The sequence below is a fragment of the Algoriphagus aestuariicola genome (assembly GCF_017254835.1).
Taxonomy (GTDB): Bacteria; Bacteroidota; Bacteroidia; order Cytophagales; family Cyclobacteriaceae; genus Algoriphagus; species Algoriphagus aestuariicola.
This window is the reverse complement of sequence record NZ_JAFKCW010000002.1, coordinates 776,242-788,052: the sequence shown is the minus strand read 5'-3', so window position 1 is coordinate 788,052 and position 11,811 is coordinate 776,242. Positions and strand designations below refer to the sequence as shown.

The 11,811-nt window shown below is 49.0% G+C and carries 11 protein-coding genes; 5 read left to right on the top strand and 6 right to left on the bottom strand.

What is annotated here, in order from left to right; genetic code table 11:
• Positions 1–14: 14 nt before the first annotated feature.
• On the bottom strand, positions 15–1,079 hold the full coding sequence (locus J0A67_RS10525) for a hypothetical protein (protein ID WP_206569265.1): 1,065 nt from the start codon (positions 1,077–1,079) through the stop codon (positions 15–17).
• 431 nt (positions 1,080–1,510) lie between these two features.
• On the bottom strand, positions 1,511–3,355 hold the full coding sequence (locus J0A67_RS10520) for a DUF748 domain-containing protein (RefSeq protein ID WP_206569264.1): 1,845 nt from the start codon (positions 3,353–3,355) through the stop codon (positions 1,511–1,513).
• 372 nt (positions 3,356–3,727) lie between these two features.
• On the opposite strand from J0A67_RS10520, the gene J0A67_RS10515 reads away from it, so the two are divergent.
• The 5 genes from J0A67_RS10515 to J0A67_RS10495 all read left to right on the top strand — a co-directional run bounded on the left by J0A67_RS10515 (position 3,728) and on the right by J0A67_RS10495 (position 8,989).
• On the top strand, positions 3,728–4,435 hold the full coding sequence (locus tag J0A67_RS10515; RefSeq protein ID WP_206569263.1) for an outer membrane beta-barrel protein: 708 nt from the start codon (positions 3,728–3,730) through the stop codon (positions 4,433–4,435).
• A gap of 56 nt (positions 4,436–4,491) precedes the next feature.
• Positions 4,492–5,022: a GNAT family N-acetyltransferase gene (locus J0A67_RS10510; protein ID WP_206569262.1), complete on the top strand. Its 531-nt coding sequence runs from the start codon at positions 4,492–4,494 to the stop codon at positions 5,020–5,022.
• A gap of 217 nt (positions 5,023–5,239) precedes the next feature.
• Positions 5,240–6,076: a sugar phosphate isomerase/epimerase family protein gene (locus tag J0A67_RS10505; RefSeq protein ID WP_241265137.1), complete on the top strand. Its 837-nt coding sequence runs from the start codon at positions 5,240–5,242 to the stop codon at positions 6,074–6,076.
• A 91-nt stretch (positions 6,077–6,167) separates the two neighbouring features.
• Positions 6,168–7,253, top strand: coding sequence for a DUF6807 domain-containing protein (locus J0A67_RS10500; protein ID WP_241265136.1), 1,086 nt, complete (start codon positions 6,168–6,170; stop codon positions 7,251–7,253).
• Between the two features lie 98 nt (positions 7,254–7,351).
• Positions 7,352–8,989, top strand: coding sequence for an FAD-dependent oxidoreductase (locus J0A67_RS10495; RefSeq protein ID WP_206569260.1), 1,638 nt, complete (start codon positions 7,352–7,354; stop codon positions 8,987–8,989).
• 8 nt (positions 8,990–8,997) lie between these two features.
• Here the strand turns inward: J0A67_RS10495 and J0A67_RS10490 are convergent, their stop codons facing one another.
• From J0A67_RS10490 to J0A67_RS10475, 4 genes are all read right to left on the bottom strand, one after another.
• Positions 8,998–9,765 carry an ankyrin repeat domain-containing protein gene (locus J0A67_RS10490; protein ID WP_206569259.1) on the bottom strand — a complete coding sequence of 256 codons (768 nt, stop codon included), beginning with the start codon at positions 9,763–9,765 and terminating at the stop codon, positions 8,998–9,000.
• Positions 9,734–10,429, bottom strand: a complete 696-nt coding sequence (locus J0A67_RS10485) for an HAD family hydrolase (RefSeq protein WP_206569258.1) — start codon at positions 10,427–10,429, stop codon at positions 9,734–9,736. The genes J0A67_RS10490 and J0A67_RS10485 overlap by 32 nt, the downstream gene beginning before the upstream one ends.
• A gap of 84 nt (positions 10,430–10,513) precedes the next feature.
• The gene (locus J0A67_RS10480) at positions 10,514–11,425 is read right to left on the bottom strand and encodes an alpha/beta hydrolase (RefSeq protein WP_206569257.1); all 912 of its coding nucleotides are present in this window, start codon (positions 11,423–11,425) and stop codon (positions 10,514–10,516) included.
• 26 nt (positions 11,426–11,451) lie between these two features.
• Entirely contained in the window at positions 11,452–11,790 is a 339-nt protein-coding gene (locus J0A67_RS10475) for an L-rhamnose mutarotase (protein WP_206569256.1), read from the bottom strand.
• Between the last annotated feature and the right edge of the window lie 21 nt (positions 11,791–11,811).

Genomic DNA, 11,811 nt, shown 5'->3' with positions numbered 1-11,811 from the left:
CTGAAGTCCATCCTTTACTTTTCGTGGCCCAATCTGTTGATTTCAGAGAGTAATTTCACCACCCGCTGGTCAAACTGCTGGTTGAGTGTCGTGAAATCATCCTTTCTGATCAGTTTTCCCTGGCTGGTAAAAAAGAAGTTGATCTTCTGCTCAGTAGGGAAAATCAAAAAGCGGGAATTGTTTCCCAGCTGGACAAGCAAGGCATCGACCGACGGGGACTGTGTGGACACTGTTCGTCCACTGAGTAGATTTCTCAACGTCCCATTGCTAAGGTCCTCGACGCTGATAATCTCTGTCATTCCTATTGACAAAGGAGGCTTCTTTTTGAGGCGAGCAATGATCTTCTTGAAAAATGCCTTTTGGGTCGGCTCTTCAATGGATACCGCTAGGTTTTTCTCCCGCTGAAAACCGAAATCGTTGTAGATGCCGATGAGGCTGTCAAAGAGTGTTCGGTTTTCGGCTTTTGCTTTTTTGGCAGCGTAGGCAATTCGAGAGAGTAGGTATCCCAAGCTATCACTCTGGCCCTTCAGGATGATTTCCTGATTTTCGGAAATAAAAAGGGTCTCCCCTGAATCCGGCTGCTGGAATGCTTCCTGATCCTTCAGCGGAGAGGGAAGATTGGCGATCGTAGCGACCTCAGTCTGATGCTTTGCAAAGAGTTTGTCGAGGAGATCCGTGATAAAAATGGATTTTTTGATCTGGAGAGAGCCGTGGTTTTCGAGTAGCAGTCTGGCAAGAATCAGAGCGGTATGGTGGATGTTGAACAGGATAAATTTGCCGTCGATGAGCTTACGTACTCCGAGGGTGAACTTGTCCAGCGTACTATCCACTGCGATGACCAGGTCGATGCCATTTTTCTCTGCGTCTTCGAATACTGCCTTGAGGTGGCGAAAGGTAAATGTATCGTCCAGGCTGGTTAAAGGCTCGGAGATATTCTGCCAGCTGAGGTCGATTTCAAGATTGGAAAGCTTGGCTTCGAGTTCCGTCATCGGCCGATCGGAAGTGATCAGGACTTTAAGTCTCTCGGTGTTGGCAGGATTTTGATCTTGAATTTCTTGGTTTTGGACACTGCTGGTCATCGTACTTTTGGTTTTCGTTTGTTGGTAGTTCAAGAATGTTGTACTCGACAGGTGGTATTAAGCTCAGCCACCTTTTGGGCTTTTACCGGTCTTGGCAGTTTTACACCCCATCGATTCGAGCGGAAGCCTTTTTTTGAATCCCCTTCATGTCGAGCGCTTCGATCGGGCAATTTCGGTGTTAGAAATAAAATCAGGATTACGTTTAGTTTACGGTTCGGAAATGTCAGGTCAAAAAATCAGCGCAGGGATGAACCGTAACGGGGAATTTTATTTCTGCCCAAAGGTAGTAAAAAAAGGCTGTTCAGAATAATGTTCTGGGAAATGGCTTTGTCCTGACCACATCTGACGCCAGGCGAACTTTCTGTTGCAGCACCCTGGCGTGGCGGTAGATACATTTTCGGCATTTAGCTCCGGTTTTTTTTGGCGTCGGGCTAGTTTCTTTTCTTTTCCTGCCTAGCTTCCTTTTTGGCTTCCTTCCGGGTTTCTTTTTTCAGCTCGTTAAATTCCCGACGGTTTTCTTTGGACATGATCATTGTTTCTTTCATTCCGTTCAGGACGGATTTGATGATGATGTTGACAAAGCCTTTGTTCAAATCCCGTACGGCCGCAAAATGTACGGATCGCTCTGGAGCAGTCTCGGAAATCGGGTTTTGGGATATGAGTACAGTGTTGGCTCCAAAGGTCACGAGTGAATTTTTCCATTTAGCCTGATCCTTGAGCTGCAGGTCCACCTCGAGGCCGTGGTAGAGGAATTTCATCGTCCCAGAAGCGCTGCTATTTGAGGCCAAGCCCTGGAATACGATTTCGTCCGCAGTTCCATTTTTAATCTCAGCCGGTGTATAGGCTTTGATGATTGGGTTGAGATGTGTCAGATCAAAGGTCGCCAGCCTCCCTTCAAATTTGAACTGCGGTTTGAGGTAGCTGAACCTCAGATTTAACCTAGCTTCGACCCTACCTGCCAGGTAGGCTATTGCGTTGAGTTCGAGTTCCTTCTCCGGTGTGAGATTGCTGAGGTTTCTCACCTCTGCGGTTCCGTTGGAAATGTGCACTTTGGCATTGGACCCGTCTGCTTTTCGCTCCTCGTTGACTAGCTCGGCATGGTTGACTTTCACTGACCCGATCCGCAAGGGATTTTCGATTTTGGCGATGCTTTGGCCCAGGTATTCGGGAAAACGGTTGATGTCCTTGGGCTTGGTGTTGTCCTTGTAGATGGATGCCGAGACGCTGTCGAGGACGATTTCCTCGATGAATATTTTGTCCGCATACATCAGGGAGTCGAAGTTTACGCCTTGCATTGCAAGGGAAGAAACCGTTCCGGAAAAATGCGCTGTTTGGTAACGGAATTTCTTCTGTACCTCCGAATTGGACAAGTTGGGTTTGAAGCTAAGGCCCTTGAGCAGGATGGACTGGTCGCGATAGGCAAGCTGGAGGAGATCCATAGTCAGATGATAGGTGCTGTCTTTGGTGTGGATGTCCAGCGAGTCAATCCCTGCCTGCATATCCTGAAACTTGAAAATCAATGTGTCTAGGTTTTTCCGCACGTTTACTGAGTCGAAGGCCAACCTGAACTCGAGAAATTTAGCTTGTTTCAGCGGGCCTTCAGTCAGATTTCCCGTGAATTGTTCCAAAGAAATCGCTATGTTTTTGAGTGAGATCATATCTTCTCCTTCCTGCTGGTCTATGAATAAGTCGAACAGGGAAATGTTGAAGTTTTTTATCTTAAAATCCCGTTTTTTCACGGAATTGACGACATGAAACGAAGCATTTTCCAATTCGAATTCCCTTAGGAAATAAGCCTCCAGAGTTCTCTTTTTTCCCGCTTCCTCTGAAGCCTGGGATGGCTTGAAGGGGAAAAGAATGGGGTTGGAGCCGTTGACGTCAAGCTTTACTTCCGGTCTCTTGATCAGGATCTTGTCCAGGGATAGTTCGTGGGACTCCAGCAGCAGTCTGATGTCCACTTGTTCCAAGGTAAGGCTTTCGGTATGGAGGCGGATAAAGCTATTGATATACGGATAGTCTACACTCTCTTTGGGCTCGATCGAAACGTTGAACACGCTGATGTTTCCCTCAAGTGGATTCAGTCTCAGGTTTTCGAACTTCAGAGAGTAGACTTCCGAGATGAGGCTGGACTCGAAGGACATCCTAAGAGCAGAGGAAATGAGTTTGTTGAAGTTGAGATAGATGACAAGCCCCGCACCTAGGACGACCAAGGTAAGTATCAGTAGGATTTTCTTGGTGAGGGACCATTTTTTCATGGGGATTGATCCGGGAATCATAGCAATGGTGCGCTGGTTTGGCTATTAAAGGGTCTTCACAATTCCTTGCCCCTTTTAGGAAAGATTCGCAAAGCTGGAATTCGGGTCATGGGTGCTTTTCGAGGCAGAAACTTTGCGGTCGGAGGCACTCCCATTCCGGATCGGTTTTTTCCAATTTACACCAAAAATCACTTGGTTACTGCGTGAAAACCGTTTGGGAATCAAAAAGTTTGCGTCTTTTTTTCAGCCTTCAGGTTGGACTTCGAAAGCAAGGTCAATTTCCCTTGGGTCCGTTTTTTTTTTCGCACAGCCAGCTGTGATCACGCTGTTTTTTTGCATTGTTAAGACCAATCGATTCGGCTAACTTAGAGCCTCACGATTTTCCACCGCCTGATGACTAGATTCTTTACTGTTTTTGTTTTCGTTTTCCTCGTATCATTTTCCGCGCAAGCCCAGCTGCTCATCGTCGCCATATTTGGTGACCAGCTCAACTCCGGGAAAATAGAATTTGGCCTGGATGGCGGATACAATCGCTCTTGGTACCTGGCCAGGGACGATGCGAAGGGTTTGAATAATTTCAATTTGGGTTTCTTCTTTCATGTCAAAATGAACGAAAACAGCACGGGTTTTATCTCCACCGGGGTGCACGTCAAGTCCAATGTGGGAGCCAGCGGCATGCCTACCTATGCGATAGGCGATCCCGATTTTGATGACGTTTATGCAGATGGTGAGCTGATCACCAAGGTAAACGTCTTCTATGTCCCGATCATGTGGCAGCAGCGAATGGGGAAAATATACGTGGAGGCAGGCATACAGCCGGGATTGCGGGCCAAGGCATTTGACTATTTTAGAATTGAAGGCTACGGCGGAGACCTGGAATATAAGAAAGACGTCAGAGATGATTTTACCCGGCTGGACTTCGGAATGGTCGGTGGGCTAGGCTACAGGTTAAAAAGTGGCTCCGTAAGTCCCAGTATTGGCGTGAACTATTACTATGGCCTTGTGGACGTTTACAAACCCGACACTTACAACCTGAAGAATTCCAGCTTGTATGTCTATGGCAGGATTCCCATTGGAGCAGGGGGGAGCAAGGAAAAATAGCCTAAGGACGTAGTCTCGGGTCTACTGGCTGAAATTGACACTAAAACCACTCAAACATGGATGTAAAAGTCAGAGTGAGTAGAGTAGAATATTGGCAGGAGATCCTAGACCTTTACCGCCGGGTCGCTTTTATTCCGGGAGGCTTGTCGAGGTCCCCTGATGAGGTTTCCGTAGAATATGTGAGAGATTTTTTGAAAAAATCCCATGAGTCTGGCGTGAGCCTGATCGCTTTTTCGGGCATGCAGATCGTGGGGGAGGTCCATGCCTTCAAGCTGAACCCCAAGGTCTTTTCCCATGTGCTTTCGGAGCTGACAGTAGTCGTTGACCCGAATTTTATCGGAAAGGGCGTGGGCAAGGCGCTCTTCTTGGCTTTCTTGGCCGAAGTGAGATCCAACCGGCCCGATATCCTTAGAGTGGAATTGATTGCCCGCGAAAGCAACGCCAAGGCCATTCAACTGTATGGATCCCTGGGTTTTCAGCAGGAGGGAAGAATGGAAAAGCGGATCAATTCCGGCAAAGGCCACTTTGAAGCGGATATTCCCATGGCGTGGATCAACCCCAACTTTCGTCTATCTGAAGAAGCTTGAGCTCACACCAACATTGGGCTGAATATCTTTCCTCAGTGTCGAAGCCAGCCAGACTACTACCAATTGGACTTCTGGGACTAGATCTTTGGAAGATTTTTTGTCTAAATCGATTGCGCAGAATTTGTGACGGTCGGCTGGCCTTGGTCGATATTTTATTCCTATTATTAAGCTTATGATGGAAAAAGATTTTTCGAGACGGACCTTTATCCAAAAAAGCATGGTTGCAGGATTCGGGCTTGCAGCTCTGCCATGGATGTCCGCAATGGCTTCTCCCAAGAAGTCGGGGATGAAGTTTGGCTTGGTCACCTACGAATGGGCCAAAGATTGGGATCTCCCGACCCTAATCGCCAACTGTGAAAAAACCGGGGTTTTGGGAGTCGAGCTTCGTACCCAACATGCCCATGCCGTCGAGACCAACCTCACCTCGAGCCAACGTGAAGAGGTAAAAAAACGATTTGCTGACAGCTCGGTGACCTGTCTAGGATACGGCAGCAACTACGAGTACCACAGCCCAGATCCGGCCAAGCTCAAAGAAAATATAGCGGGCACAAAAGAATACATTAAGCTTTGCGACGACATCGGTGCAACAGGGATCAAAGTCAAACCAAACAATCTGCCGGATGGAGTTCCCCCAGAAAAAACCATTGCGCAGATTGCCGCTTCCTTCAACGAAGTTGGCAAGTTTGCCCAGGATTATGGGCAGTTGATTCGGGTAGAGGTCCATGGGCACCTGACTCAGAATATCCCAAACATGAAGGCAATCTTTGACCAGGTCACTGAGCCGAATGTCAAGGTGTGCTGGAATTCCAACCCCGAGGACCTTTTGCCTCCAGGTTTGGAACAAAACTTCCATACCCTCAGCAAATGGTTTGGAGATACGGTACACGTCAGAGAGTTCAATGTCGGAGATTACCCTTACGCTGAGTTGATGAAGCTTTTTTCAGGGATCAACTATGAAGGCTGGATCCTCATGGAGGCCCGCACCCAGCCGGAGGACAGGATAGCGGCTTTGAAAGAGCAGTTGAAAATTTTCAATGAACTGGTAGCCCAATAAAGACCCAAAGTGGGTATAGAATAAGCATGGCTGCTGAAAAAAAACCTGACAGCAAAACTCCAAAATACAACCACTGTTAATATTAGTTTAAATGATTCAATCCAAAAGAAACTGCCTGATGATGGCAGGAGTGATGATGGTTGCTTCTTTGACTTCCTGCTCCCAGGAGAAGTCTGTCGAAGAGAGTGCCGATACTCAGGAGACTATGAAAATCGCCCTAGTCAGAGATGATGCGAGCAAAAAGGTGGATGTCCTCGTCGACGGAAAGCTTTTTACCGCCTACATCTATCCAGACACCATCGCAAAGCCGGTGTTGTATCCTATCCAATCGGCTGCGGGAAACAGCCTGACCCGAGGCTATCCATTGGATCCCAGACCGGGTGAGCGGGTGGATCACCCCCACCACATTGGTCACTGGTTCAATTTCGGCGATGTGAATGGACTGGATTTTTGGAATAATTCCTCTGCTATTCCAATTGAAAAAAGGGATAAATACGGAAGCGTAGTCCATACGGGAATACAGTCTGTCAGTGAGTCTGCAAATCAAGCCGAGTTGGCAGTGACAGCTGACTGGAAGTCTCCTGACGGTACCATTCTGCTCAAGGAGAATACCCAGTTCATATTCAAAGCAGACTCTATCAAGCGCGTGATCGAGCGAATCACCACGCTGACAGCCCAAGATCAGGAAGTCAAATTCACCGACAACAAAGAGGGTATGTTTGCCATCCGCGTAGCTAGGGAGTTGGAGCATCCTTCGGACAAGCCGGAGATCTTCACCGACGCAAGCGGAATCGCCACTGCTGTGCCTACACTCAACAACGAGGGCGTGGTCGGAAAGTACCGAAGCAGCGAAGGCCTCGAGGGCGACGCGGTTTGGGGCACGCGGGGTAATTGGGTGAACCTCACCGGTGAGGTAAAAGGTGAGAAAGTTGCCTTGGTCATCGTGGACCATCCCTCTAATCCGGGCTATCCGACCTATTGGCATGCGAGAGGCTATGGCTTGTTTGCGGCCAATACGCTGGGACAAAAGGCCCTCAGCGACGGAAAAGATGAGCTGAATCTCAAGCTCGCTCCGGGAGAATCAGTGACTTTCAAGTATGAAATCCTTGTGTATTCGGACGCTCAGCCAGACGACTCAACCCTCAAAGCCGAGGCAACCTCTTTTGGGTCACGGTAAGACCTGCATTCAAAATACGGAAGCTGCCAATCGGCAGCTTTTTCTTTTTTTGGATTTTTGATTTTGCTAGTTTCCAAGAAATAAACCCTTGATTTTCCATGAATAAGACTCTAATCTTTTCCGTCTTCATTTTCGTTTTTCTTCCATTTTTCACTTTCAGCCAAAGTTATCAGGCGGATATCATCATCTACGGCGGCACTTCCGCTGCGGTCACCGCTGCAGTCCAAGCCAAGAATATGAACAAGTCGGTGCTTGTGGTTTCCCCCGATAATCATCTTGGAGGACTCTCCTCCGGCGGACTGGGCTATACCGATACCGGAAACAAATCTGTGATCGGAGGCTTGGCACGGGAATTTTATCATCGCCTCTATCTACACTACGAGCAGGATTCCGCCTGGAAATGGCAAAAGCGGGAGGACTACGGCAATAAGGGCCAAGGCACGCCGGCTATTGACGGAGCTAACCGCACCATGTGGATATTTGAGCCGCATGTCGCTGAACGCGTGTTTGAGGATTTTGTAAAGGAAAACGGGTTGGAGGTCCATCGCGAGGAGTGGCTGGATCGGGAGAAAGGAGTGAAGATGCAAGGAGGAAAGATCGAGTCTATCCGGACGCTTTCAGGAAAAACCTATACGGGGAAGGTCTTCATAGACGCGACCTACGAGGGGGATCTCATGGCAGCGGCGGGTGTTAGCTACCATGTCGGGCGTGAGGCAAATGCCGTCTATGACGAAAAGTGGAATGGCGTACAGGTAGGAGTATTCCAGCATGGGCACTATTTCCAGGATTCGATCAGCGCCTATTTGGTTCCGGGAGATGCTTCCAGTGGCCTTTTGCCGGAGATTTCTGCCAAAGCACCGGGAAAAAACGGGGCTGGAGACCAGCGTCTCCAAGCCTATAATTTTCGAATGGCGCTGAGCAGAAATCCCGACAATCGCGTGCCGTTTCCAAAGCCTGCCAACTATGATCCAGCTCGCTATGAGCTGCTGGCCAGGGTTTACAAGGCGGGTTGGACGGAGACATTTGACAAGTATGATCCCATCCCCAATCTGAAGACGGACACCAACAACCATGGACCTTTCAGCACGGACTACATAGGCAAAAACTACGATTATCCCGAAGCCAGCTATGCGCGGAGAAGGGAGATCATCAAGGAGCATGAGGACTACCAAAAAGGCTTGATGTATTTTCTATCCCATGATCCTGCGGTGCCAGAGGACGTCCGGGCCGAGATGGCTAAATACGGGCTTGCGAAAGATGAGTTCGTGGACAATGGAAACTGGCCTCACCAAATTTACGTGCGCGAAGCCCGCCGCATGGTCGGCGAGTACGTGATGACAGAGCATGATGTTCTGGGCGCGAAGGAAGTTCCCAAGCCTGTAGGAATGGGTTCCTATTCTCTGGATTCTCACAATACACAGCGTTTCATCACGCCAGGCGGCTTCGTCCAAAACGAGGGCGACATTGGCGTCCACCCCAAGCAGCCTTACTCCATTTCCTATGGTACTTTGATCCCAAAGCGCGAAGAATGCACCAATCTGCTGGTGCCAGTATGCGTGTCAAGCTCACATACAGCCTTTGGTTCGATCCGCATGGAACCAGTCTTTATGATCTTGGGACAATCGGCCGCTGCCGCCGCTTCACTCGCCATCGATGGAGGGAAAGCTGTTCAGGACGTGGATTACGAAGGCCTTCGAAAAATCCTTTTGGAAGAAAAACAAATCTTGGAAAATTAAGGCTCAGCTCAGCCCTTCAGGTATTTGTTCGGGATATTACCTGAGACGAAATAGGTCCCATATCGCTTCTGAATCAGTTGGGCGACTACCTCAGAGATGACTTCCTCTCGGCGGTGCATCTGCGGAAGAAGCCCCATCATCGCATAGCTAATGGGGTTGACTGCTGGAATCAAGGTCTCCCAAGGATAGCCTTTGCCCCAAATCAATCCTTTGACGGTAATGTCCAAATCGGCGCCATGATCCAAGCAGAAATCGAGCATTTCCTTTGACTGGTTGCCGTTTTGGTTGACCGTATGAAAAATCGGGGTTTGCCCGCCAAATCCAAAATCATCCGTTCCGGCGGGCGCGTTTACGTCGAGACCCCAGTCTACCAGAAGTTTCGCACAGGTAAAAAGGTTGAACTCCGCGCAAATGTGCATAAGAGAAATCTCCAAAAATGGCGTGTAGGCGCAGGGCAGACTGTATTTTTGGTGAATACCTTCCGGGTTTTCCAAGACGGCCTGTTTGAGCAGGTCGGTGTCGTCAAGGAGTACAGCTTCTAGAATTGGGTCGTTCAGACCATGGCTGCATTCCAGAAATATTTTTACACACTCTTTAAATCGTGGGCCTCTTGTGTATTCTCCGATTAGGACATGGATGAGCGGTTGGTTGTTTTCCTGACTATAGGATTTAGATTCCAAACAGGCCCTGATCCCCGCGATATCGTGGAGTTCAACTGCCGTATTGAGATCCATCTTTTCCATGTCAGTCCATCGTTCTGATGAGTTCCGCAGCATCTGAGATACAGGTGACTTTGGCAAAGCGCTCGTGCTCCACCTCATGCTCGATTTGCTCGTGAACCCACGTGATGTGGAAAGGAATATGGATCGCATGTCCACCGAGTTCGAGTACCGGCAGGATGTCGGATTTCAGACTGTTCCCCATCATCAAAAATTCCGAGGGCTGTACATCCAGATGACGGATGAGCTTCTCGAAATCGGACGTCCGTTTTTCGCTCATGATCTCGATGTGGTGAAAGTATTTTTCCAATCCGGATTTTTTCAGCTTTCTTTCCTGATCCAGCAGGTCTCCTTTTGTAGCCAATACCATGCGGTAGTCGCCGTTTAGACTTTGGAGCACTTCTTCGACTCCGGGAAGCAGTTCCACGGGTTTTTCCAGCATTTCCCTTCCGATGCTGATTACTTTTTCCACCAAAGCAAGGGGCGCCTTGTGGTCGGATATCCGCATGGCGGTCTCAATCATGGAGAGCATGAAGCCCTTGATGCCATAGCCGTATAGTCCGAGATTTTCAATCTCGGTGCGGTAGAGTTCCTTCATGATTGCATGCTCGGGCATGAAATCCTCCAGCAGGCCTGCAAACTTTTCCTCGGCCTCCCGGAAAAAAGGCTCATTTACCCAGAGGGTATCGTCAGCGTCGAAGGCGATTACTTTGAGGGGCATTTTTTTTAGAGTATCAGATACCAAGTATCAAGTATCAATAAACTTGAACCAAGAAGCAATAGCCGAGATCCAACAACAGGATGTTTATAGCTCTTTCATCCAAGCCAAAAGCACGTCTCTCCAGGTTTCAACAGAACCCTTTCCCAGTCCAAAGGCAAAGCCGTGTCCGCCGCTTGGATAAATGTGCAGGGAAGCTTTGACACCGTTCTTATGCAAGGCAGTGTAGTACAGCAAAGAGTTTTCGATCGGAACGCCTTTGTCATCCTGGGCATGAACCAGAAATGTAGGAGGAGTCTCTGCATTGACATTCAGCTCACCCGAGAATCGGTCTATCAGGTCTTGGCTGGCATTTTCTCCGACCAGATTTTTCCTTGAACCCGAGTGTACTGCCGCGTCGCGGAAGGAAATCACGGGATAAGCCAAAATAGAAAAGTCCGGACGTGCAGAAAGTGCATCGACTGCGTCTTTTGGACGCTCTACTTCATGGTTGTATTGGGTGCTCAAGGTGGAGGCTAGGTGCCCTCCCGCGGAGAAGCCCATGACGCCGACCTTGGCCGGGTCGATGTTCCAGGCGGCTGCATTTTGTCGGACGAGGCGGATGGCTCGCTGTGCGTCCAGGAGGGGTACTTCCTTGGGATCGGTGAGGGACTTGGAGAGGGGTAGCCGGTATTTAACGACGATACCCGCGATTCCCTGGGAATTGAGCCACTTGGCAAAGTCAGTTCCTTCCCAATCATAGGCCAAAATGCCGTAGCCGCCACCGGGAAATATCACCACCGCCTGCCCAGTAGCAATCTGCTTGGCAGGGAGATAGACCTCAATCGTGGGAATCTGCACATTGGCTATGCGGATGATGCCCTCCTGTCTGACTTCTTCCTGTAGATCCATCGAAGTCTGAAGCGGAGGGGTGCCCTCCCACAGCGGAAGAGTTTGGACTTGGGCGTGAGCGAAAGCGGTCATCAGTGCAAAAATCAGGGTTAGGATGGGTTTTTTCATGGGATGCTCAGGTAGAAATTGAAGGTTTAGCCAGCGGAAAACTCGAAGATCTTCTCGGTGATCGCCCATCTCCAATTTGCCGGCGTACCGGGAAGGTTGGTCTGATACTGCCCGAGAAAGGCTTCCCATTCCTGCACTTTTGGATTGGCGTCGTCCAGCTTTGCTTTTTTCTCAAAACTAAAATCATTGTCGGCAACCAGTATCATGGACAGTCTGTTTCTCCAGCGATAGATACTCATCTCCACAATCCCCGCCACCCGGATGCTTTCGAGAATATCGGGAGAAACGGATTTGTGGCAGTCCACGTAGGCTTGGATCGCCTCGGGTTCATCTTTGAGATCACAGATCAGAAGGAAAGTCTGCATATTGATTTACGATTTAAGTTT